21 protein-coding genes and 1 tRNA gene are annotated in these 22,084 nt (G+C 68.8%); 12 read left to right on the plus strand and 10 right to left on the minus strand.

What is annotated here, in order from left to right; all coding sequences use genetic code 11:
• Nucleotides 1-60 precede the first annotated feature (60 nt).
• The gene (locus tag J7E91_RS02520; protein ID WP_028810657.1) at nt 61-420 is read right to left on the minus strand and encodes a helix-turn-helix transcriptional regulator; all 360 of its coding nucleotides are present in this window, start codon (nt 418-420) and stop codon (nt 61-63) included.
• Nucleotides 421-568: 148 nt separating this feature from the next.
• On the opposite strand from J7E91_RS02520, the gene J7E91_RS02525 reads away from it, so the two are divergent.
• Together J7E91_RS02525 and J7E91_RS02530 are read left to right on the plus strand one after the other, a co-directional pair.
• On the plus strand, nt 569-1,924 hold the full coding sequence (locus J7E91_RS02525; RefSeq protein ID WP_214898738.1) for an NAD(P)-binding domain-containing protein: 1,356 nt from the start codon (nt 569-571) through the stop codon (nt 1,922-1,924).
• A 35-nt stretch (nt 1,925-1,959) separates the two neighbouring features.
• Nucleotides 1,960-2,367 carry an ArsI/CadI family heavy metal resistance metalloenzyme gene (locus tag J7E91_RS02530; RefSeq protein WP_214898740.1) on the plus strand — a complete coding sequence of 136 codons (408 nt, stop codon included), beginning with the start codon at nt 1,960-1,962 and terminating at the stop codon, nt 2,365-2,367.
• Between the two features lie 92 nt (nt 2,368-2,459).
• Here J7E91_RS02530 and J7E91_RS02535 read toward each other — a convergent pair.
• A tRNA-Leu gene (locus tag J7E91_RS02535) sits at nt 2,460-2,542 on the minus strand.
• A gap of 345 nt (nt 2,543-2,887) precedes the next feature.
• Here J7E91_RS02535 and J7E91_RS02540 point away from each other — a divergent pair.
• From J7E91_RS02540 to J7E91_RS02570, 7 genes are all read left to right on the plus strand, one after another.
• A complete protein-coding gene (locus tag J7E91_RS02540; protein WP_214898742.1) occupies nt 2,888-3,757 on the plus strand; it encodes a DUF3662 and FHA domain-containing protein in 870 nt (289 codons plus the stop codon).
• Nucleotides 3,758-3,767: 10 nt separating this feature from the next.
• On the plus strand, nt 3,768-4,277 hold the full coding sequence (locus J7E91_RS02545) for an FHA domain-containing protein (RefSeq protein ID WP_028810660.1): 510 nt from the start codon (nt 3,768-3,770) through the stop codon (nt 4,275-4,277).
• Nucleotides 4,278-4,405: 128 nt separating this feature from the next.
• Nucleotides 4,406-5,962, plus strand: a complete 1,557-nt coding sequence (locus tag J7E91_RS02550; protein WP_214898795.1) for a Stp1/IreP family PP2C-type Ser/Thr phosphatase — start codon at nt 4,406-4,408, stop codon at nt 5,960-5,962.
• A gap of 22 nt (nt 5,963-5,984) precedes the next feature.
• Nucleotides 5,985-7,385 carry an FtsW/RodA/SpoVE family cell cycle protein gene (locus tag J7E91_RS02555; RefSeq protein ID WP_214898744.1) on the plus strand — a complete coding sequence of 467 codons (1,401 nt, stop codon included), beginning with the start codon at nt 5,985-5,987 and terminating at the stop codon, nt 7,383-7,385.
• Nucleotides 7,382-8,842: a penicillin-binding protein 2 gene (locus J7E91_RS02560; protein WP_214898746.1), complete on the plus strand. Its 1,461-nt coding sequence runs from the start codon at nt 7,382-7,384 to the stop codon at nt 8,840-8,842. The genes J7E91_RS02555 and J7E91_RS02560 overlap by 4 nt, the downstream gene beginning before the upstream one ends.
• 168 nt (nt 8,843-9,010) lie before the next feature.
• Entirely contained in the window at nt 9,011-11,047 is a 2,037-nt protein-coding gene (gene pknB / locus J7E91_RS02565) for a Stk1 family PASTA domain-containing Ser/Thr kinase (protein ID WP_214898747.1), read from the plus strand.
• Between the two features lie 196 nt (nt 11,048-11,243).
• Nucleotides 11,244-12,275 (plus strand): restriction endonuclease, encoded by a 1,032-nt coding sequence (locus J7E91_RS02570; protein WP_214898748.1) that lies wholly within the window; start codon nt 11,244-11,246, stop codon nt 12,273-12,275.
• 153 nt (nt 12,276-12,428) lie between these two features.
• Here the strand turns inward: J7E91_RS02570 and J7E91_RS02575 are convergent, their stop codons facing one another.
• The 6 genes from J7E91_RS02575 to J7E91_RS02600 are packed head-to-tail and all read right to left on the minus strand — an operon-like array spanning nt 12,429 to nt 17,032.
• Nucleotides 12,429-13,196 (minus strand): class E sortase, encoded by a 768-nt coding sequence (locus tag J7E91_RS02575; RefSeq protein WP_251015061.1) that lies wholly within the window; start codon nt 13,194-13,196, stop codon nt 12,429-12,431.
• Between the two features lie 18 nt (nt 13,197-13,214).
• Nucleotides 13,215-14,648 carry a class E sortase gene (locus J7E91_RS02580; protein WP_214898749.1) on the minus strand — a complete coding sequence of 478 codons (1,434 nt, stop codon included), beginning with the start codon at nt 14,646-14,648 and terminating at the stop codon, nt 13,215-13,217.
• Complete coding sequence (locus J7E91_RS02585) at nt 14,645-15,322, minus strand: aminodeoxychorismate/anthranilate synthase component II (RefSeq protein WP_308375960.1); 678 nt, start codon at nt 15,320-15,322, stop codon at nt 14,645-14,647. Before J7E91_RS02585 ends, J7E91_RS02580 begins: the two co-directional genes overlap by 4 nt.
• Nucleotides 15,319-15,489, minus strand: coding sequence for a hypothetical protein (locus tag J7E91_RS02590; RefSeq protein ID WP_214898751.1), 171 nt, complete (start codon nt 15,487-15,489; stop codon nt 15,319-15,321). The genes J7E91_RS02585 and J7E91_RS02590 overlap by 4 nt, the downstream gene beginning before the upstream one ends.
• 58 nt (nt 15,490-15,547) lie before the next feature.
• Nucleotides 15,548-16,249 (minus strand): class E sortase, encoded by a 702-nt coding sequence (locus J7E91_RS02595; protein ID WP_214898754.1) that lies wholly within the window; start codon nt 16,247-16,249, stop codon nt 15,548-15,550.
• Between the two features lie 15 nt (nt 16,250-16,264).
• Complete coding sequence (locus tag J7E91_RS02600; RefSeq protein ID WP_214898756.1) at nt 16,265-17,032, minus strand: DUF881 domain-containing protein; 768 nt, start codon at nt 17,030-17,032, stop codon at nt 16,265-16,267.
• A gap of 141 nt (nt 17,033-17,173) precedes the next feature.
• On the opposite strand from J7E91_RS02600, the gene crgA reads away from it, so the two are divergent.
• Nucleotides 17,174-17,434 carry a cell division protein CrgA gene (crgA, locus tag J7E91_RS02605; protein ID WP_214898759.1) on the plus strand — a complete coding sequence of 87 codons (261 nt, stop codon included), beginning with the start codon at nt 17,174-17,176 and terminating at the stop codon, nt 17,432-17,434.
• Between the two features lie 266 nt (nt 17,435-17,700).
• Here the strand turns inward: crgA and J7E91_RS02610 are convergent, their stop codons facing one another.
• Together J7E91_RS02610 and J7E91_RS02615 are read right to left on the minus strand one after the other, a co-directional pair.
• Nucleotides 17,701-18,546, minus strand: a complete 846-nt coding sequence (locus tag J7E91_RS02610) for a rhomboid family intramembrane serine protease (protein WP_214898761.1) — start codon at nt 18,544-18,546, stop codon at nt 17,701-17,703.
• 137 nt (nt 18,547-18,683) lie between these two features.
• A complete protein-coding gene (locus tag J7E91_RS02615) occupies nt 18,684-19,211 on the minus strand; it encodes a peptidylprolyl isomerase (protein WP_214898763.1) in 528 nt (175 codons plus the stop codon).
• A 277-nt stretch (nt 19,212-19,488) separates the two neighbouring features.
• Here J7E91_RS02615 and J7E91_RS02620 point away from each other — a divergent pair, with 277 nt between their 5' ends.
• Together J7E91_RS02620 and J7E91_RS02625 are read left to right on the plus strand one after the other, a co-directional pair.
• Nucleotides 19,489-20,196, plus strand: coding sequence for a DUF5324 family protein (locus J7E91_RS02620; protein ID WP_308375963.1), 708 nt, complete (start codon nt 19,489-19,491; stop codon nt 20,194-20,196).
• 136 nt (nt 20,197-20,332) lie between these two features.
• Nucleotides 20,333-22,075, plus strand: a complete 1,743-nt coding sequence (locus tag J7E91_RS02625) for a histidine kinase (RefSeq protein WP_308375964.1) — start codon at nt 20,333-20,335, stop codon at nt 22,073-22,075.
• Nucleotides 22,076-22,084 lie beyond the last annotated feature (9 nt).

Raw genomic sequence — 22,084 nt, forward strand, 5'->3', positions numbered from 1 at the left:
CGCACGGGAATCCCCCGGCCCGCCCGCCGTGGCCCGAAAAGTGAGTGGCCGCTGAACTCGTCAGGCGGCGTACTGGCCCAGCACCTTGCTCATCCCGGCCAGCACGGACGGCTCGACGCGGTAGTACACCCAGGTGCCCCGGCGCTCGGACGTGAGCAGCCCCGCTTCCTTCAGCTTCTTCAAGTGATGGCTGACGGTGGGCTGGGAAACGCCGACGTCGGAGATGTCGCACACGCATGCCTCCCCGCCCTCGTGCGAGGCGACCGCCGAGAAGAGCCGCAAGCGAACGGGATCGCTGAGTGCCTTGAACATCGCGGCGGTGCGTACTGCTTCGTCCGCCGTGAGGGGGCGCTCGTTCAGCGGCGGGCAGCAGGGCACGATGTCCGGCTCCAGCAGCGGCAGGACCTTTGCGTTCGACATACGTCTATGTTGACACGCGTCGAACCAATCCCCCCCTCCACGGTCCGGAACCGGACAGTCGATTTCGACACGTGTCTATGTTGACAACGGTCTATACAGGTGGGAGGCTCGCCACATAGACAGACATCAATACAGGGAGACAGCAGTCATGAGCGAGCAGAAGCTTCCGGTCGTCGTGATCGGCGCCGGCCCGATCGGCCTGGCCGCCGCCGCCCACCTCGTCGAGCGCGGCATCGAGCCTCTGGTCCTGGAGGCCGGAGCGGGCGCGGGCACCGCCGTCCGCGAGTGGAGCCACGTGCGGCTGTTCTCCACCTGGGCCGAGGTCGTCGACCCGGCGGCCGAGAAGCTGCTCGCCCCGACCGGCTGGTCCGCGCCCGACGGTACGACGTACCCCTCGGGCGGTGACTGGGCCGCGGACTACCTCCAGCCGCTCGCCGACGTCCTGGGCGACCAGGTCCGTTTCGGTGCCCGCGTCACCGGTGTGTCCCGCCTCGGCCGCGACCGCGTGGTGGATGCCGAGCGCGAGCAGCAGCCCTTCACCGTCCACGTCCTGAACACCGACGGCTCCGAGGAGCGGCTCACCGCCCGCGCCGTCATCGACGCCTCCGGCACCTGGTCCACACCCGGCCCGATCGGCGGCGACGGCCTGCCCGCCCTCGGTGAGCGAGCGGCCGCCGACCGCGTCTCCTACCGGGTACCCGACCTCAACGACCCCGCCGTACGGGCCCGTTACGCCGGCAAGCGCACGGCCGTGATCGGCTCCGGCGCCTCCGCGTTCACCGCGCTCGCCTACCTGGCCGGCCTCGCCAAGGAGACGGACGGGACGCACACGGTGTGGATCCTGCGGCGCGGGATCGGCGGCGACACGTTCGGAGGCGGCGAAGCCGACCAGCTTCCGGCGCGCGGGGCGCTGGGTCTTGCCGCCAAGGCGGCCGTGGACGACGGGTACGCCTCCGCCGCCACCGGCTTCCGTACCAGCGCCGTCGAGAAGTCCGGCGACCAGCTGGTCCTCGTGGCGGAGGACGGCCGCCGGCTCGACCCGGTCGACGAGGTCATCGTCCTCACCGGGCTCCGCCCCGACCTCTCCTTCGTCTCCGAGCTCCGCCTCAGCCTCGACGAGCGCCTCCAGGCACCGGCCCGACTGGCCCCGCTGATCGACCCCAACCAGCACTCCTGCGGCACGGTCTACCCGCACGGCGTGAAGGAACTGTCCCACCCCGAACAGGGCATCTACCTGGTCGGCATGAAGAGCTACGGCCGCGCGCCGACGTTCCTCGCCATGACCGGTTACGAGCAGGTCCGCTCCATCGCGGCCGCCCTCGCGGGCGACCAGGAAGCCGCCGAGCGCGTCGAACTGACACTCCCGGAGACCGGAGTCTGCGGCGGCGCGGGCCTGTTCGACGAGCCCGGTGCGGCCGGGCCCCAGGAAGGAGGCGGCTGCTGCGCCGCCCCGTCCGCCCTCCAGATCGGCGCAGCGGCCCCGGCCACTTCCGGCGGCTGCTGAGCCCCATACCCCACTCACCCAACAGGAGGCACACCATGTCCCGCGTACAACTCGCCCTCCGCGTCCCCGACCTCGCCGCGTCCGTCGCCTTCTACACCAAGCTCTTCGGCACCGAGCCCGCCAAACTCCGCGACGGCTACGCCAACTTCGCCATCGCACAGCCGCCGCTCAAGCTCGTCCTCATCGAAGGCGAAGCCGGCGAGGACACCCGCATGGACCACCTCGGCGTCGAGGTCGACACCACCGAAGCCGTAGACGCCGCCGCTACCTGCCTGTCCGACGCGGGCCTGACCACGGCCCAGGAGAGGGACACCACCTGCTGCTACGCCCTCCAGGACAAGGTCTGGGTCCACGGACCCGGCCGGGAACCCTGGGAGGTGTACGTCGTCAAGGCCGACGCCGGCACCCTGGCCAAGCAGCAGGGCAGCACCTGCTGCGGCTGACCTCCGCGCCACTCGATCCGGACAACGCGAAACGGGCCTCCGCGGGCGACTTCCGTCACCTGCCGAGACCCGTTTCGTCGGTTTCTCAAAAGTGCGCGAGGGGGGATTTGAACCCCCACGTCCCTAAGGACACTGGCACCTGAAGCCAGCGCGTCTGCCGTTCCGCCACTCGCGCATGAGTGGTGCCGTTCGATTCTCTCACTGGTTTATGCGAGCGCCTGACGACATGCAGAAGATTAGCACGGTGGCCAGGGTGGATTCACACCCGTTGTTCAGGGGGACCCGAGGAGGGGAACGAGGTGGGCAAGGACAAAGGGCGACGGCAAAGGAACGCCGCCGCCCGTCACCCACTCCTCCAGAGTGCTCCCCGGGTGCGGGACACTGTCAGTGGGCCACCTCTACGATCCCTGTGAGAGGTGACACTCATCCACTGTGCAGACAAGGGGAACCAGCCGATTTCCCGACGCGTGGATACGATCAGTAAGCAGTACCAGGACGACAACGACGGAGGAGGTGCCCCATGGGAGTCCTGAAGCGTTTCGAGCAGCGTCTCGAAGGTCTGGTCAACGGCACCTTCGCCAAGGTCTTCAAGTCCGAGGTCCAGCCCGTCGAGATCGCCGGCGCCCTCCAGCGCGAGTGCGACAACAACGCCACCATCTGGAACCGCGAGCGGACCGTCGTCCCCAACGACTTCATCGTCGAGCTCTCCACCCCGGACTACGAACGCCTCAGCCCGTACTCCGGCCAGCTCGGCGACGAGCTCTCCGGCCTGGTCCGCGACTACGCGAAGCAGCAGCGCTACACCTTCATGGGCCCCATCAAGGTCCACCTGGAGAACGCCGACGACCTCGACACCGGTCTCTACCGCGTACGCAGCCGCACCCTCGCATCGAGTACGTCACAGCCCGCCCCGCCGCAGAGCCCGGCCCCCGGCCGGCCCGCCCCCGCACCCGCCGCCCCCCGCGGCGGCGGCTACGGCTACCCGCCGTCGACCGCCCCCGGAGCGCCCCCCATGCCCGCGGCCCCGCCGCCCGGCGCCAGGCCCGGCGGACCGGCAGCCGTATCCGGCAGACCGGCCGGCCCGGGCCCCGGCCCGATGCCGGGCGCGCAGACGCGGCGCTGGATCGAGATCAATGGCACCCGCCATCAGATGTCCCGCCCGACGCTGGTGCTGGGCCGCAGCACCGAAGCAGACGTGCGGATCGACGACCCCGGCGTATCGCGCCGGCACTGTGAGATCCGGACCGGAACGCCCCCGACGATCCAGGATCTCGGGTCTACCAACGGCATCGTGGTAGACGGACAGCACACCACCCGCGCTACGCTCCGCGACGGCTCGCGGATCGTCGTGGGCAGCACAACCATCGTTTATCGGCAAGCCGAAGGGTGAAGCGGGGGCAATGTCAGAGCTGACCCTGACGGTCATGCGGCTAGGTTTCCTGGCCGTACTGTGGCTGTTTGTGATTGTGGCCGTCCAGGTCATCCGCAGCGATCTGTTCGGTACGCGGGTCACGCAGCGCGGCTCACGCCGCACCGCGTCCGCCGACGCCAGACCGCAGCAGGCCGGACGCCAGCAACAAGCTGCGGCACCGCCGCAGCAGCGCCAGCGCCGCGGCGCCCCCACAAAACTGGTGGTGTCCGAAGGCACACTCACCGGCACGACGGTGGCCCTCCAGGGGCAGACCGTCACGCTGGGGCGGGCGCACGATTCGACGATCGTGCTGGACGACGACTACGCGTCCAGCCGTCATGCCAGGATCTACCCGGACCGTGACGGCCAGTGGATCGTCGAGGATCTCGGGTCCACCAACGGCACGTATCTCGACCGGACCCGACTCACCACCCCGACCCCCATTCCGCTGGGCGCGCCGATCCGCATCGGCAAGACCGTCATCGAGCTGCGGAAGTAGTGCCACGTCATGATTGAGCGCGAGCGGAGCGAGCGAGCCGCGGCGGTCCCCACAACGGATCACCGCGGGCTCCCGACCGGAGGGTGGGCACCGTGCGGATGTACCCGGAGCCGACGGGCGAGGTGCGCATGAGTCTGTCACTGCGCTTCGCCGCCGGATCGCACAAAGGCATGATCCGGGAAGGCAACGAGGACTCCGGTTACGCCGGCCCACGCCTTCTCGCCATCGCCGACGGCATGGGGGGGCAGGCCGCCGGTGAGGTGGCCAGCTCCGAGGTCATCTCGACCCTGGTCACCCTCGACGACGACGTACCCGGCTCGGACATCCTGACCTCGCTCGGCACCGCCGTGCAGAGCGCCAACGACCAGCTGCGCATGATGGTCGAGGAGGACCCCCAGCTCGAGGGCATGGGCACCACGCTCACCGCCCTCCTGTGGACCGGTCAGCGCCTCGGCCTCGTACACGTCGGCGACTCACGGGCGTACCTCCTGCGTGACGGCGTACTGACGCAGATCACCCAGGACCACACCTGGGTGCAGCGCCTCGTCGACGAGGGCCGCATCACCGAGGAAGAGGCCACCACCCACCCGCAGCGCTCCCTGCTGATGCGCGCGCTGGGCAGCGGCGACCACGTCGAGCCCGACCTGTCCATCCGCGAGGTCAGGGCCGGCGACCGCTACCTGATCTGCTCCGACGGCCTGTCCGGCGTCGTCTCCCACCAGACGATGGAGGAGACGCTCGCCAGCTACCACGGCCCCCAGGAGACCGTGCAGGAGCTCATCCAGCTCGCCCTGCGCGGCGGCGGACCCGACAACATCACCTGCATCGTCGCGGACGTCCTCGACGTCGACGGCAACGACACCCTGGCCGGGCAGCTCAACGACACCCCGGTCGTCGTCGGCGCGGTCGCCGAGAACCAGATCCAGGCGACCGCCGCCGACAATGCAGCCGCCATGCAGACCCCCGCGGGCCGCGCGGCGGGCCTCGGCCGGCCCCTTCCCCAGCAGCCCGCACCAGGAGGCGCCTTCGGCCCTCCCGGCAGCGGTGACAACGGCGGCTACGGAGGTGCCCACGGCGGCACCTTCGGCACGTACAGCGACGAGGACTTCCTCAAGCCACGCGCCGGCCGCAAGTGGCTCAAAAGATCCTTCTTCCTGTTCCTCGCGCTCGCCGTCGTAGGCGGCGGTCTGTACGGCGGCTACCGCTGGACCCAGACCCAGTACTACGTCGGCGCCAACGACGAACACGTCGCGCTCTACCGGGGCATCAGCCAGGACCTCGCCTGGGTCTCCCTCTCGAAGGTCGAGAAGGACCACCCCGAGATCGAACTCAAGTACCTCCCGCCCTACCAGCGCAAGCAGGTCGAGGCCACCATCACCGAGGGCAGCCTCGCCGACGCGCGCGAGAAGGTCACCGAACTCGGCACCCAGGCCTCCGCCTGCAAGAAGGACGAGGAACGCCGTACGGCAGAGCGCGAAGCCCGCGAAAAGGCAGAGCGCGAAAAGGCAGAGCGCGAAAACGACGCACGCACGGGCGAGGGCGAGGCGGGCGGAACCACTGGCTCCGGCGCCACGACCCAGACCACCAAGACCCAGAAAATTTGGACGGCTACAGCTCCGCCCACTCCTGGCCCCAGCCTCTCCGAGGAAGAGCAGAAGCTGGTCTCGCAGTGCGGTAAGCCGTAAAGCCGTAGGGGGCCTTACCACCATGAGCGTTGTCACCAACACGACCACCATCGGCGCGATCGAAGCGCCGAGCCGACGCAACACCGAGCTCCTACTACTCGTCTTCGCCGTCGTCATCGCGGTCTTCGCGTACGGCAACGTCGGCCTCGCCCTCAACGGCGAACTGCCCTCCGGCATGCTCGGATACGGCCTCGGCCTGACCCTGCTCGCAGGCACCGGGCACCTCGCCGTGCGCAGGTTCGCCACGTACGCCGACCCGCTACTGCTGCCTCTCGCGACCGTTCTCAACGGGATCGGTCTGGCACTGATCTGGCGGCTCGACCAGTCGAAGCGGTTCCAGGCGCTGGACACCTTCGCCCCCGCTGCCACCAAGCAGCTGGTCTTCGCGGCAGCGGGCGTCGCCCTGCTCGTGGGCGTACTCGTACTGCTCAAGGACCACCGCATCCTCCAGCGCTACACCTACATCTCCATGGTCGTGGCACTGATCCTGCTGGTTCTGCCCATGTTCTTCCCCCCCGTGAACGGCGCCAGGATCTGGATCAACATTCCCGGCGTCGGCACCCTCCAGCCCGGCGAGTTCGCCAAGATCATTATTGCGGTCTTCTTCTCCGGCTACCTGATGGTCAAGCGCGACGCGCTCGCGCTCGCCAGCCGCCGCTTCATGGGCATGTATTTGCCACGCGGCCGCGACCTGGGACCGATCCTCGTCATCTGGGCGCTGTCGATCCTGATCCTGGTCTTCGAGACCGACCTCGGCACCTCACTGCTGTTCTTCGGCCTGTTCGTCGTGATGCTGTACGTCGCCACCGAGCGCACGAGCTGGATCGTCTTCGGCCTGCTGATGTCTGCGGCCGGCGCGGTCGGTGTCGCCACCTTCGAACCGCATGTCCAGCAGCGCGTCGACGCCTGGCTCGACCCCTTCGCCGGATACGGCAAGCTGGCAGCCAGTGAGCAGATCGCCAAGTCACTGATGGCCTTCGGCTCCGGCGGCATGTTCGGCACAGGTCTCGGCCAGGGCGACTCCGACCTGATCGGCTTCGCCGCCAACTCCGACTTCATTCTCGCCACAGTCGGCGAAGAGCTGGGGCTCACCGGCCTCATGGCGATGCTGCTCCTGTACGGCCTGGTCATCGAGCGCGGCGTACGCACGGCGCTCGCCGCGCGCGACCCCTTCGGCAAGCTCCTCGCGATCGGCCTTTCCGGGGCCTTCGCCATCCAGGTCTTCGTCGTCGCCGGCGGTGTCATGGGACTCATTCCGCTGACCGGTATGACTATGCCGTTCATCGCGGCAGGCGGTTCCTCCGTCATCGCCAACTGGGCGCTGATCGGCATCCTCCTGCGCATCAGCGACACGGCACGTCGGCCCGCACCCGCACCCGCACCCTCCCCTGATGCCGAAATGACCCAGGTGGTCCGCCCGTGAACAAGCCCCTGCGCCGGGTCGCGATCTTCTGCGGCCTGCTAGTCCTCGCCCTGCTCGTACGCGTCAACTGGATCCAGTACGTCGAGGCCGACGATCTCGCGAAGAACGAGAACAACCGCCGCGTGATGATCGAGCGCTACGCCCACAAGCGTGGCGACATCATCGTCGACGGCAAGGCCATCACGGGGTCCAAGGAATCCAAGAGCGGCGACTTCAAGTTCCAGCGGACCTACAAGGACGGACCGATGTGGGCGCCGGTCACCGGCTTCACGTCACAGCGGATGGGCTCCAACCAGATCGAGTCCATCGCGGACGACATCCTCACCGGGACCGACGACCGGCTTTTCTTCGACCGTACCCTCTCCTTGTTCACCGGTGAGAAGAAGCAGGGCGGCAACGTCCTCACGACCCTCAACGGCGCGGCACAGGAGGCTGCCTTCAAGGGCCTCGGCAGCCGCAAGGGCGCCGTCGCCGCGATCGACCCGAAGACGGGCGCGATCCTCGCCCTGGCCAGCACCCCCTCGTACGACCCCTCGAAGGTCGCCGGCAACACCGACGAGGACGTGAAGAACTGGCAGAAGTACGAGAAGGACCCGGACAAGCCGACGACGAACCGGGCCCTGCGCGAGACCTACCCGCCCGGCTCGACCTTCAAGGTCGTCACCGCGGCCGCCGCCCTGGAGCACGGCCGGTACGACGACATCGACGCGAAGACCGAGTCGCCGCTGCCGTGGAGGCTGCCGCTCTCCACCAAGAACCTGGTGAACGACGGCAACCACCCCTGCGAGAACGCCACCCTGCGCGTCGCTCTCCAGTGGTCCTGCAACACGGTCTTCGGCAAGATCGGCGCCGACCTCGGCAACGACAAGATGCTGGAGACGGCGGAGAAGTTCGGCTTCAACGAGCAGCAGTTCGTGCCCGTCCGCTCCAACGCGAGCGTCTTCTCCAAGGACATGGACAAGGCACAGACCGCCCTGTCCTCCATCGGCCAGTTCAACACCGCCGCCACCCCGCTCCAGATGGCCATGGTCACCGCCGCCATCGCCAACGACGGCAAGTTGATGAAGCCGTACATGATCGACCGGCTCACCGACCCGAACCTGGACGTCCTGGAAAAGACGAGCCCCGAGGAGATGAGCACCCCGCTCGCTCCCGAGAACGCCCAGAAGCTCCAGGAAATGATGGAGACGGTCGTCAACGAGGGCACCGGCACCCGGGCCAAGATCCAAGGCGTCACCGTCGGCGGCAAGACCGGCACCGCGCAGCACGGCGTCGACAACAGTGAGAAGCCGTACGCCTGGTTCATCTCGTACGCCAAGACCGAGCAGGGCTCCCCGGTCGCGGTCGCCGTCGTCGTCGAGGACGACAACGCCAACCGCGAGGACATCTCCGGCGGCGGTCTCGCGGCCCCCATCGCGAAGGACGTGATGCAGGCGGTCCTCGACAGGGAGAAGTGACGCCGGTCACCTGACAGCCGCGTACGCCCACGTCGCGGTACCGGTCGGGTATCAGCGGGCAGTCACGGGCGGACCAGGTTCGGCCCGCCCGGTACCGTATGCGCGGACAGCACACCGCCGGACCACACACAGGTGCGGTCGGGACAGACGGAGAGGGCTGGATTAGCTATGGAAGAGCCGCGTCGCCTCGGCGGCCGGTACGAGCTGGGCTCGGTGCTCGGCCGTGGTGGCATGGCCGAGGTCTACATCGCGCACGACACCCGGCTCGGCCGCACCGTCGCCGTGAAGACGCTGCGGGTGGATCTCGCCCGCGACCCGTCCTTCCAGGCCCGGTTCCGCCGCGAGGCCCAGTCGGCCGCCTCGCTCAACCACCCGGCGATCGTCGCGGTCTACGACACCGGCGAGGACTACGTCGACAACGTCTCCATCCCGTACATCGTGATGGAGTACGTTGACGGCTCCACCCTGCGTGAGCTGCTGCACTCCGGCCGCAAACTGCTGCCCGAGCGCACGCTCGAAATGACCGTGGGCATCCTCCAGGCGCTCGAGTACTCGCACCGCGCCCAGATCGTCCACCGCGACATCAAGCCGGCGAACGTCATGCTGACGCGCACCGGCCAGGTCAAGGTCATGGACTTCGGCATCGCCCGCGCCATGGGCGACTCCGGCATGACGATGACGCAGACCGCCGCGGTCATCGGCACCGCCCAGTACCTCTCCCCGGAGCAGGCCAAGGGCGAGCAGGTCGACGCGCGCTCCGACCTCTACTCCACCGGCTGCCTGCTCTACGAGCTGCTGACGGTACGGCCGCCCTTCATCGGCGACTCCCCGGTCGCTGTCGCCTACCAGCACGTACGGGAAGAGCCGCAGCCCCCGTCGAACTTCGACCCCGAGATCACGCCCGAAATGGACGCCATCGTCCTGAAGGCACTGGTCAAGGACCCCGACTACCGCTACCAGTCCGCCGACGAGATGCGCGCCGACATCGAGGCCTGTCTCGACGGCCAGCCCGTAGCGGCCACCGCCGCCCTCGGCTCGGTCGGTTACGGCGGCTACGGCGGCCACGGAGACGGCCAGCCCACCACGGCCATGCGCTCGGCCGACGGAGGCGGCGCCCCGACGTCGATGCTGCCGCCGGTCAACCCGGACGACGGCGGCTACGGCTATGACGACCGCCCGGACCGCCGCAGGCAGCAGAAGAAGAGCAACACCTCGACGATCCTGCTCGTCCTCGCGGGCATCCTCGTCCTCGTCGGCGCGATCCTCATCGGCAAGGCGGTCTTCGGCCCCGACAGCGACAAGGGCAACCGTACGGTGCCGGTCCTGGTCGGAGAGACCCTCGCCAAGGCGAAGGAACTGGGCACGAATTCCGATCTCACGGTCAAGGTCTCAGAGCGCAAGGAGTGCGAGGAGCAGCCCAAGGGCAAGGTCTGCAGCCAGTCCCCGGACGGCGGCCAGGAGGTCGAGGAAGGCTCGGTCGTCACGGTCGTCGTCTCCACGGGCGCTCCGAAGATCGAGGTCCCCGACGTCATGGACCAGTCGAAGGACCGGGCCACCGAGAACCTCGAGTCCAAGGGCTTCAAGGTCGACACCAAGCAGGTCGAGTCCGAGAAGACGCCCGGCACGGTCATCAATCAGGACCCCGAGGGCGGCACGAAGGCGGAGAAGGGCGAGACGATCACCCTCTCCATCGCCAAGTCCACCAAGGCCGATGTCCCGCCCGTGGTCGGCCAGAGCTTCGAGGCGGCCAGCAAGCAGCTCACCGACCTCGGCTTCCAGGTGTCCCGCGTCGAGGAAGAGTCGACCCAGCCCCCGAACACGGTCATCAAGCAGGACCCCGTGGGCAACAGCCAGACCGACAAGGGCGGCACCGTCACCCTGACCGTCGCGAAGGCCCCGGCCCAGCCGGAGCAGGTCGCGGTACCGCCCGTGACCGGCCAGAAGCTCAAGGACGCCCGCAAGGCGATCGAGGACGCCGGCCTGACCGTCGGCACGATCACCGAGCCGCAGGACGACGAAGCCATCGTCGTCCTCACCCAGCCCGCGGTCGGCCAGCAGGTCCCCAAGGGCACGGCCGTCAACCTCACCACCGCGGGTGGCGGCGGCGGTGACGGCGGCGGTGACGGCGGAGGTGACGGCGGCGGCAACAACGGCGGCGGCCTCTTCGGCGGCGCGTTCGGCCGCAACGGCGGCGAGCGCGACTAGCTCCGTACAGCACGCAGAAGGGCCGTGGACTTCATCCGAAGTCCACGGCCCTTCTTGCATGCTCCGGAGCACACAAAACAGCACCGCACATAGCTGCGAAAACCGTGCGTGTCTTCATATGTACAGACTCGTTGAGCATGTCACCACTGAGCTCCTTTAAGGAGCTCAGTCAGGACAGCGAGCAAAGGGGTAAGAGGTGCTCAACGAGACCGTTCTTCTGGAGTCGAAGTCACTGCGCGAAAGCGTGAGCACCCGGACGGAAGTACTCGACAGGGTCAAGGCGCTGTCGCTCCTGCCGGACGGTCTGCATGTGACGACAGCCATGGTCGCCGCCTATTTCGAAGTCGCAGATACCGTCATCCGTGCCGTGGTCTTCGACCACCGCGAGGAGGTCGAAGCCAACGGCTATCGCGTCCTCACAGGTGCGGAACTGAGTTGCTTCAAGCAACGCGGTCAGGTCTCCCCCCGAACTGCTTCGCTCGCTGTTTTCAGCCGTCGAGCGGTCCTCAACGTCGCCATGCTGCTCCGGGACAGCGAAGTCGCACGTCAGGTGCGTACGTACCTCCTCGACGCCGAATACATCGCCCGTACCCAGCCTGTGGATAACTTTGTCCCCACAGCACCCGAGCCCCTCGACGACCGCATCGACCGACGCATCACCCATATCCTCGGCAAGGCTGTTGTTCCGATGTTCAACGCGCTCATCGAGTCGTCGGCCGAGCAGCGGCAGGAACTCATCTCCCTCCGGGAAGATGTGCAGCGCATCGAGCGGAAGCTCGTCCAGCACGACGTCCGACTAGTGCGGCTGGAGCGGGCACAGGAGCGGCAGCCTTTGGCCGGAGTCATGGCCGCCATGGACGCCATGAACTGGCGGGAGTTCGAGCAGCACGTCGCAGGGCTGCTCCGCCGGGACGGCTGCACCGAGGTCGTGGTCCACGGCGGGCGCGGCGACCGGGGCGCCGACATCACTGCGTACGCCGCTGACGGGCGCCGGCTGGTCGTTCAGTGCAAGAACTTCGCGCCGTACCGCTCCGTGTGGAGCGGTGAGATGCAGAAGTTCCTCGGAGCCGCCAAGGTTCAGCACCAGGCGGAGGTGGCCCTGTACGTAGCCACCTGCCCGTTCTCGCAGGAGGCCCTCGCCATCGCGGTGGAGTACGGCGTCACAGCCGTACACCGCGGACTGCTGGAGGCATGGAGCGCCGGCACAGTGCTGCAAGTGCTGCGTTAGCCGTAGGGACGACGAAGGGCCCGAAGCCGCAAAGGCAAGTTGCGGCTTCGGGCCCAGTTCATGTCGAGAGTGACAGCGCGTCGCTCTCGAAAGAGAGACAGCCTGTCTCTACTTTCTAAGATGCAAGCTGCAGCTTAGAACCAGCCCGGCACGCTAGCGCAGCTCCGCCGGTGGTGTGCGGTGTCGGTCGACCTTTTCCGTACGCTCCAGCTCGCCCCACACGATGTACCGGTGCTTCGACGTGTAGACCGGCGTGCACGTCGTCAGCGTGATGTAGCGGCCCGGCTTCTTCTTGCCCGACTCCTTCGGGACCGGCTTCAGTACGTCCACGTTGTACTTCGAGGTCTCAGGGAGCTTCGCGTACACCTTGTAGACGTACCAGGTGTCCTTCGTCTCGAAGACGATCGCGTCGCCGTCCTTGAGCTTGTCGATGTTGTGGAACTTCGCGCCGTGCCCGTCCCGGTGTGCCGCCAGCGAGAAGTTGCCCTGCTTGTCCTGCGGCAGCGCCGACTTGACCGGATCCGTGTAGTACCCGGCGACTCCACGATTGAGATCCTTGGCGTCGGTGCCCTTCCTGACCAGTACCTCGCCGTTCTTCATCGCGGGTACGTGCAGGAAGCCGATGCCGTTCTTGGTGTCGAGGGCCCCGGAGCCGCCCGCCCACCGGTCGCGCACCTCGTTGCCCTGCTTGTCCGCGTCGCGGTCGGCGAGCACGTTCGTCCACCACAGCGAGTAGACGACGAACAGGCCGAGGATCAGGCCCGCCGTGATCAGCAGCTCGCCGAAGAGGCTCACCGCGCCCGCGACACGTCCGCGCTTCCTCCGCGCCGCGGGTGCCGACGCGGGCACGGGCGTGCCGGTCTGCTCGTCCTGCTCGGTCGTCCTGGCTGCCACCGCACCCGTCCCCGTCCTGAGTCTCATACGTCCGGCCTGCCCGCTCTAGCCGACGAGCGCGTCGGGCTGCCCCTTGCTGCGCGGCCGTTCGTCGACCATCTTGCCCCACACGATCATTCGGTACGTACTCGTGAATTCCGGCGTGCACGTCGTCAGCGTGATGTACCTGCCGGGCCTGGTGAAACCGGAACCCGGCGGCACCGGCCCGATCACGCTCACGTTCGAGGGCGAGGTCTGTTGCAGGATGCTCGCCATCTCGTACGTGTAGTACGTGTCCTGCGTCTCGACGACGATCGGATCGCCCGGCTTCAACTGGTTGATGTACCGGAACGGCTCGCCGTGCGTGTTGCGGTGCCCCGCGACCGCGAAATTGCCCTGCTTGTCCGACGGCATCGCCGTCTTGAGCTTGCCCTCCGCGTAATGGCCCACCATGCCGTTGTCGAGGACCCTCGCCTTGTCTATGCCCTCGGCGATCGGGACGACGACGTCCAGCTTGGGGATGTGCATGATGGCGAAGCCCTGCCCGGGCTCGAACGCCCCGGGCTTGCGGCCGTTCGCCCAGTCCTCCTGGATCTTGTCCGTCTCCTTGCCCGCGAACAGACCGGCGCGGACATTCGTCCACCACAGCTGGTACGTGACGAACAGCAGCATCAGCACGCCCAGCGAGATGAACATCTCCCCGAAGAAGCGACTGGCGACGACCGCCGGGCTGTCCTTCGCGGCGCGGGCGGCGCGCCTGGCCTCAACGCGGGAGCGCGGCGGCTCGGGGCTCACCTCAGCCTTCCCCCCGGCCTTCCCCTCGGAGGCCCTGCCGCGGCCCCTCTTCCCCTTGGCCGCCCTGCGACGCTCCGCGCGGCCACCGGTGACCGGTGCCGCCCCGGCTTCCGCCATGCGCCGGGTGTCGTCCGTCCGCAGGGCCACGGTCTCGTCGTCGAAGACGGGAGTGGGGGCCGGCGCGGGGGCCGGCGCAGGTGTCGATGTGGATGTCGATGTGGCCGCGGGTACGGGCGTCGGCTCGGGGGCCGCTGCGGGCTGCTGGCCGCCGTACCAGCCCTGGGGCCGACCCTGGGAGCCGTACGGCCCCTGAGGCTGCTGGAGGGGCTGCTGGGCCTCTTGTACGGCCTCTTGTACGGCCTCTTGTACGGCTTCTTGCGCGGGCCGCACAGGCTCCATGGGCCGCAAGGGCTGCACGGGCTGCCGGTACGGCTCGTACTCCTGCTCGTACCCGGAATTCACCGGCTGCGCGGGCGGCGCCGTCGCCGGCCGGAACCACGGCGAGGTCACTCCGGCGTCGGGGCCCGGACCCGGACCCGGACGCTGACCCGGCGCCGCAGCCGGCCGGTCCTGACCCGGCAGCGGATCGTTCAGCGGATCCGCGAGCTGCTCCACCGCCGCCTCGAACGCGCCTGCCGCCTCGTACGCACCCTGCTCGTACGAGGCCTCCCGGCCGGCGTCGTGGTCGGGGCGGAGCGCCGTCACGCGGCGGCCTTGCCCTTCCCCGAGCTCTCAGCTTCGTTCGAGCAGGGGACACCCCATCCCGGCGCGAGCCCGGCCGCCCGCTCCACCGCCCCCGGATAGCCGCACCGCGCCAGCCAGTTGGCCAGCATCAGGTGCCCGTGTTCGGTCAGTACCGACTCGGGGTGGAACTGCACACCCTCGACCGGCAGATCCCGGTGGCGCAGGCCCATGATGATCCCGTCGGCCGTCCGCGCGGTCACCTCCAGCTCGGCGGGCAGCGCCTGCGGTTCGGCCGCCAGCGAGTGGTAGCGCGTCGCCGTGAAGGGCGAGGGCAGCCCGGCGAAGACGCCGACGCCCGTGTGCGTCACGGGAGACGTCTTGCCGTGCAGCAGCTCGGGCGCCCGGCCCACCACACCGCCGTACGCCACCGCCATCGACTGCATGCCCAGGCAGACACCGAAGACCGGCACACCCGTCGCGGCGCAGTGCCGCACCATGTCGACGCACACGCCCGCCTGTTCGGGGGCGCCGGGGCCCGGCGACAGCAGCACGCCGTCGAAGCCGTCCTGGGCGTGGCTCAGCTCCACCTCGTCGTTGCGCAGCACCTCGCACTCGGCGCCGAGCTGGTAGAGGTACTGGACGAGGTTGAAGACGAAGCTGTCGTAGTTGTCGACCACCAGGATCCGCGCGCTCACTGGCCCGACCCCCCGTCCACCGTCACATCGTTGAACGGAAGCAGCGGCTCCGCCCACGGGAAGACGTACTGGAACAGTGCGTAGACGACCGCGAGGATCAGTACGAGCGCGATCAGCGCCCGCACCCATGCGTTGCCCGGCAGATGCCGCCAGATCCAGCCGTACATGCTGTCCCTTCCGTTCGGTCGAAACCCAGAGTAAAGGGCGACAGCGCACGCTCGTGGGTCAGCCGCTCAAAGCGCGCGGCTTCCCCTCCTCCACGGGCTGGGTGGCGTCGAGGTGCGCCCACACGACCAACCGGTGACTGCTGCCCCACTCCGGCTCGCACGTGGTCAGCGTCAGATAACGCCCGGGACCGTCGAGACCGGCCTTCCGGGGAACGTCGTCGATCACACCGATGTCGCTCGGAACGGTCCGGTACGGCGTGTTGGCGACGCGGTACGTGAACCAGGTCGCCCCGTCCGTCAGCACCACCGCGTCACCGGGCCGCAGCCTGGGGAAGTCCTTGAAGGGGTCGCCGTACGTACGGCGATGACCGGCGACGGAGAAGTTCCCCGTCTCGCCGAGCCGCGCCGTCCCCTCGTAGTGGCCGAGCCCCTTCTGGAGGGTCCTCGTCCGCGTGCCCTCCAGGACGGGCCAGTCCCAGTCCTTGCCGAGGCGCGGCACGTACATCACGGCGAAGGGCCTGCCCGGCTCGTACGCCTCGGGGGCCGGCGGGGCTGCGGCCTCGGGGGCGGCGGTCCCGGGGGCGGTGGTGGGCAGCGAGCCGCGCGCCCACGTGCCCTGGAGGCTGTGGATCTGCCCGTCGCTCGCGTCGGCAGCCTTGATCCCGGTCCAGAACATCACGTACACGACGAACAGCACGATCAAGGTGCCCACGGTGACGCACAGCTCGCTGAAGGTCCTGACGACTGCTCGCACCGACACCGACTCCCCCAGGCGTTAGCTCACAGGCTTCGCGTAGTGGAGATCCACTGTGCCCGAGTAGCCGGGAAGAGTCATCGCCTCGTGTTCGTCGACTTTCCAGCCGAGGCCGTACGCCTTGACGTACAGCTGGTAGTTCTGGAGCGCCGTGGAGGCAGCGAGCGCACGCTGGAGCTCGTCGCGGTCACCGATCGCGGTGACCTTGTACGGCGGCGAGTAGACACGGCCCTGGAGGATCAGGGTGTTCCCGACACAGCGCACCGCGCTGGTGGAGATCAGCCGCTGGTCCATGACCCTGATGCCCTTGGCGCCGCCCTGCCACAGGGCGTTGACGACCGCCTGGAGGTCCTGCTGGTGGATGACCAGGTCGTTCGGCTGGGGCTCGGGGTAGCCGGGGTTGGCCGTGGCGTTCGGCGGGGCGTCGTCGAGCGTGACGGTGAGGCCGGCGCCGGAGAGCTTCTGGGTGCCGGCGGACGCCTCCAGCGCCTTGAGCTTCGCGTCCTCGGCCTGCGTACTGCTGTCGCCGCGCTGTGCGAGGGCGTCGACGTCGTCGCGTACGGCCGCCGTCGTCTCGCCCAGCTCCTTGTTCTTGTGACTGCGCTGATCAATGAGATCGGAGAGCTTCAACAGCGAGGCATCCGTACGGATATTGGTGCCCTTGGCGGTATTGAAGCTGGTGACGAAGATCAGCCCGGCGAGCGCGAAAACCCCGGCCGTCAGCAGCCTGACCGGTCGCAGGGCGGGTCGGCGGGCAGGCTCGGTGGGGGAGTCGGCAGAATTGCTCAACGTACCCTTATCTCCTTCGACGCCGCGGAAGCACTACGCTAACGGACGCCCGGGGGAGGCAGTGTTTCCCCGTCGCCCCGCACCGGGCACCAGCCACAGTTCCCTGCGCGGTAACGCAGCGCATCGACAGGAGAGTCCCTCGTGCCGAAGTCACGTATCCGCAAGAAGTCAGACTTCACGCCGCCGCCCGCGGCCTCGAAGCAGGCGACGAGCATCAAGCTGACGAACCGCAGCTGGGTGGCTCCGGTGATGTTGGCGCTCTTCCTCATCGGGCTCGCCTGGATCGTGGTCTTCTACGTGACCGAGGGCGACCTGCCGATCCAGAGCTTCGACAACTGGAACATCGTGGTCGGGTTCGGCTTCATCGCCGCCGGCTTCGGCGTCTCCACGCAGTGGAAGTAGACAGCCCGCGCAAGCTCTGACCAGAGGTTATCCACAGCGTTGTCCACACGGTGGGGAAAGGTCAGACGATCTGTGGATAACTCACAGGGTGTTGACGCCGGTGTGACTGCCGGGGCCATCTGAGACGTACGGCCTGCCCCTTGTCCCGACTGAAAAAAAGCCAGTTCAGCGACGAGGGGCACAGCTGTTCCCACTCGTCCCCCCAGAATGCACAAGGTCCGGCGGCTGCTGTGGACAACTTCACGCGCAACCGTCGCCGTCGGCGCTCACGTGAGCATGACCGTCCGCGCCACGACCAGGCCGACGGTCACCAGGAGCACCAGCCCACAGGCGCCGTACTGCACCAGCGCCCGGCGCTCGCGCGGGGCGTGCACCAGGGCGATCGCGACGAGGGTGCCGGCGATCAGGCCGCCGAGATGCGCCTCCCAGGCGATGCCGGACCAGGTGAACGTGAACAGCAGGTTCAGCGCGAGGAGCACCAGAACCGGCCTCATGTCGTAGTTCATGCGGCGCATCAGGACGGCGGTGGCGCCCAGGAGCCCGAAAATCGCACCGGAGGCGCCGAGCGAGGGCTGATTCGGCGCGGCGATGAGATACGTGAGGGCGCTGCCCGCGAGACCCGACAGCAGGTAGAGCACCAGGTAGCGGGCGCGGCCCAGTGCCGCCTCCAGCGGGCCGCCGAGCCACCACAGGCCCAGCATGTTGAACCCGATGTGCCAGAACTCCTGGTGCAGGAACATCGAGGTGACCAGCCGGTACCACTCGCCGTCGGCGACCCCGACGACCTGGAGGGTCGTGCGGCTGACAGCCAGTCCGATGAGATCGAGATCGTTGACAAGCGTCTCGCGCGACAGCACGGCGAGGAACATCGCCACATTGATCGCCAGCAGGATCTTGGTGATCAGCCGCGGGTCGGCGGTGACCGCACCTCCCGCGATCGTGCGCGGGCGGCTCGCGGCCGGGGCGTGGCCCGTGCCCGTGCCTTCGCGTACACAGTCCGGGCACTGGAAGCCGACCGACGCGCTGATCATGCACTCCGGGCAGACCGGACGTTCGCAGCGCGTGCAGCGGATGCCCGTCTCGCGGCCCGGATGCCGGTAGCAATGGTCCATCGGTCCGTCCCTAGGTCCCTGGGTGTGCCTCTTGGCGGTACGGCTCACCGCAACGCCCCGCCTATCCAGTACGGACGGGCGGGGCGATTTGGTTCCCGCAGCGGCGGGCCTCGCGGGTCCCAGCAGTCCCAGCGGTCTCAGCTGTTCTCGATGACCACCGACTCGATGACGACGTCGGTGAGCGGACGGGCGGTGCGCGGGTTGGTCTTCGTGGTCACGATGGCCTCCACCGTCTTCTGGCTGGCCGCGTCCATGACCTCGCCGAAGATGGTGTGCTTGCCCGTCAGCCACATCGTCGGCGACACGGTGATGAAGAACTGGGAGCCGTTCGTGCCCGGTCCGGCGTTGGCCATCGCCAGCAGGTAGGGCCTGTCGAAGGCGAGGTCCGGGTGGAACTCGTCCTTGAACTCGTAGCCGGGGCCGCCTGTGCCGTTGCCCAGCGGGTCACCGCCCTGGATCATGAAGTCGCGGATCACGCGGTGGAAGACAGTGCCGTCGTACAGCCGGTCCGTGGTCTTCTGCCCCGTTTCGGGGTTCGTCCACTCCCGCTCACCCTGTGCGAGCTCCACGAAATTCTTGACCGTTTTCGGCGCGTGATTCGGCAGGAGCCGGATCCGGATGTCGCCCCGGCTGGTCTTCAGGGTGGCGTAAAGCTGCTCGGCCACGTTGTGCCTTCCATAAGTCTTTGCTGATGTCTCCCGATCCTCGCACGGAGGGTTTACGACGAATAGCCGCCGAACCGGCACACGGGACGGCGAACCATGGCATCGTCGTTCGCGAGTTCGCCCCGCACCACCTTGCCCTGAGAGCCCGGAGATTGCCCCGAGTCGCCGCCCATGACCCGGATGCCCGCCCACACGTGCCGTGATGGCCTCCGGCGGGCATGATTTTGAAATGGGTGGACAGGCGATATACCGAACCGCCACCAAGGAGGAGGATCCAGTGACCCGCATCGACAGCGTGCGCGCCGCATCCGAATCGGCGAAGGAGAGCGTGCTGCACGCCGCGGAAGTGGTGGCGCCCTACGCCGGTACGGCCAAGGAACAAGCCACGCAATACGCGCACGAAGCCCGCGTACGGCTCGCGCCGAAGGTGTCCAAGGCCGCTCACCAGGCCCGTGTCCAGTACGGAGTGCATGTCGCGCCGCGCATGGAGCAGGCCCGCACCCACGTGCCACCGAAGGTCGACGTGGCCGCGCACCGGGCTGCCGTGCGCACCCGGCACGCGGCCCGGCAGGCCGCCGAGTACACCGTTCCGCGCGTGGAACACGCGATGGCGGCCGCGCAGCCCGTACGTGAGCAGGCCGCCGCGCGCAGTGCGGCCGCCGTGGCCGCCCTGCGCGGACAGATCACGGCGAAGGACATCCGCAAGCTCGTCAAGAGGCACGAGCGGCGGGCCAGGGCCGGCCGGCTGGCCAAGGGCTTCGCGGTCGTCGGTGTGCTGGCGGGTGGCGCCTTCGCGGCCTGGAAGTGGTGGGACAAGCAGGCCAACCCGGACTGGCTGGTCGAGCCCCCCGCCGCCACCGAGGTCTCCGACCGGGCACCGCTGACCTCGGTCGACGGCAGCGGGCAGGTGCTGGACCCGGAGGTCCAGGCCAAGCAGGCCGAGGCCGAAGCCCAGGCGGCTGAGCGCGACAAGAAGAACAACTGACGTCACGTACGGACGGGTGCCGGGGACCTTCGGGTCCCCGGCACCCGTGTTCCGTCTTCCCGTGTTCTCTTTCGTAGGGGCCGGGCGCGACGAAAGTGTGCGGCGACCGCCTCGGCCCGCTGCTTAGAGTGCGCCCGTGGACGTGTCATCGAAGATCAGGGCCGCACGGTTGTGGCTGGCGGCCCCCGAGGCATGGTCCGGGCGCCGTATCGCGGGCGAGATCGTCCTCGCCGTGGTCCTGGCGCTGCTGGCGGCCGGCACCCAGGAACTGATGGGCAGCACGGGGCTCGTGCAGTTCGGCACGGCCCTCGCCGTCGCCGTACTGTCGCTGCTGCGCCGCCGGCTGCCCGCGAGTGTGCTGGTGGTCTCGGGCGGGGCGGCGGGAGTGCTGGCCGGATTCGGACCGCTGCTGATGGTGTCGGGGTGGTCGGCGGGGCGCCGGATCCCGGGCGCCGGGCGGGCGCTGGCGGCCTTCACCGCCTCGTACGTCCTGACCATCGCCATCGGGGTCAGCTCGGAGTGGCCGCCGTTCTCCCCGCTGTCGCTGATCCTGTTCAGCACCCTGTACTTCCTCGCGACGACGGTCGTCCCCGGTCTCGCCAGCCGCTACTGGACCCAGCGCCGCACGCTGCTGCACGCCCTCCAGGAACACAACGCCCAACTGTTGCGCGAGCGCGCCATGGTGGCCGGGCAGGCGCGGCTGCGGGAGCGGCAGCGGATCGCCCAGGACATGCACGACAGCCTGGGCCACCAGCTGGCGCTGATCTCCGTGCACACCGGGGCCCTGGAGGTCGACCCCGCTCTGACGGACCGCCAGCGGGAGGGCGTCGGCGTACTGCGGAACGCTTCGGTGGCCGCGATGCACGAGCTGCGCGAGGTGGTCGGCATCCTGCGGGACGGAGTGGAGCGGGACGACGCGGCCACCGCCCAGGGTCCGCCGCCCGTCGATGACCCGCACCCGGCGGCGCGCGGCGCGGCCGGCATCGAGGGCCTGGTGGCGGCGGCGCGGGCGGCCGGGAACAGTGTCGAGCTGCGGTGTACGGGCGTGCGGCGCCCGCTGGCCGCTGCCGCCGATCACGCGGCGTACAGGATCGTGCAGGAGGCGCTGACCAACGCGTACAAGCACGCGCCGGGTGCCGCGATCACCGTCGAGCTGCGGTACGAACCGGACTCGCTGGTCGTCGAGATCGCGAACGGCCCCGCCCCGGCGGACCCGGGTGACGTCGTCAGCGGCGGGCAGGGCCTGACGGGGCTGCGCGAGCGGGCCCGGCTCGTCGGCGGCATGGTCCACGCGGGGCGCACCGACGGTGGGGGGTTCCGGGTCGCCGGAGTCCTGCCGTACGGCGCCGACGGCCTGCCGCCGGCCACGGTCGCGGCGTCCTTCGCCGCGCCTTTGGTCGATGCCCAGGACGACTTCCGGCAGCAGTCACCGTCGGTCCCCCTCAGCGACGGTGGTCCTGTCATGGACTGGACTGTTGTACAGAGGGAGCTGATGATGAGCGGCAGGCGCGGGAGCAGGGCCGGCGGGGTCGCACTGGGCTGCGGGATCGCGGTGGCGGCCATGGTGCTGCTGGCGGTCGCGGGAGGATTCGGTCTGTTCTTCCTCGCGGGATCGGCGGACCGGGGCATGATCGAACCGAGTGAGTACGAAGCGGTGAAGGTCGGCACGTCGGAGACGGAGGTCCGCGACAGCCTGCCGGACGGCAATTCCTTCATGACATCGGGCCTTGAGGACAGCGGGCCCGCGAAGCCCGAGGGGTCGGACTGCCTGGTCCTCGCGTCCTCGGAGGTCGGCAGCCTGACGGCGGAGCCGGTGTTCCGCTTCTGCTTCAGGGACGGCAAGCTGATCGAGAAGAAGTCGTACGACGTCGTGCAGTAGATGAGCGGC

It is taken from the genome of Streptomyces sp. ISL-99, from assembly GCF_018614005.1.
GTDB lineage: Bacteria > Actinomycetota > Actinomycetes > Streptomycetales > Streptomycetaceae > Streptomyces > Streptomyces flavidovirens.

Bases quoted from the DNA above. Each gene is read 5' to 3' on its own strand.
- J7E91_RS02610 (WP_214898761.1), bottom strand. From the start codon at position 18,546: ATGGACCATTGCTACCGGCATCCGGGCCGCGAGACGGGCATCCGCTGC.
- J7E91_RS02530 (WP_214898740.1), top strand. From the start codon at position 1,960: ATGTCCCGCGTACAACTCGCCCTCCGCGTCCCCGACCTCGCCGCGTCC.
- J7E91_RS02575 (WP_251015061.1), bottom strand. From the start codon at position 13,196: ATGAGACTCAGGACGGGGACGGGTGCGGTGGCAGCCAGGACGACCGAG.
- J7E91_RS02520 (WP_028810657.1), bottom strand. From the start codon at position 420: ATGTCGAACGCAAAGGTCCTGCCGCTGCTGGAGCCGGACATCGTGCCC.
- J7E91_RS02555 (WP_214898744.1), top strand. From the start codon at position 5,985: ATGAGCGTTGTCACCAACACGACCACCATCGGCGCGATCGAAGCGCCG.
- J7E91_RS02540 (WP_214898742.1), top strand. From the start codon at position 2,888: ATGGGAGTCCTGAAGCGTTTCGAGCAGCGTCTCGAAGGTCTGGTCAAC.
- J7E91_RS02590 (WP_214898751.1), bottom strand. From the start codon at position 15,489: ATGTACGGCTGGATCTGGCGGCATCTGCCGGGCAACGCATGGGTGCGG.
- J7E91_RS02545 (WP_028810660.1), top strand. From the start codon at position 3,768: ATGTCAGAGCTGACCCTGACGGTCATGCGGCTAGGTTTCCTGGCCGTA.
- J7E91_RS02525 (WP_214898738.1), top strand. From the start codon at position 569: ATGAGCGAGCAGAAGCTTCCGGTCGTCGTGATCGGCGCCGGCCCGATC.
- J7E91_RS02550 (WP_214898795.1), top strand. From the start codon at position 4,406: ATGAGTCTGTCACTGCGCTTCGCCGCCGGATCGCACAAAGGCATGATC.
- pknB (WP_214898747.1), top strand. From the start codon at position 9,011: ATGGAAGAGCCGCGTCGCCTCGGCGGCCGGTACGAGCTGGGCTCGGTG.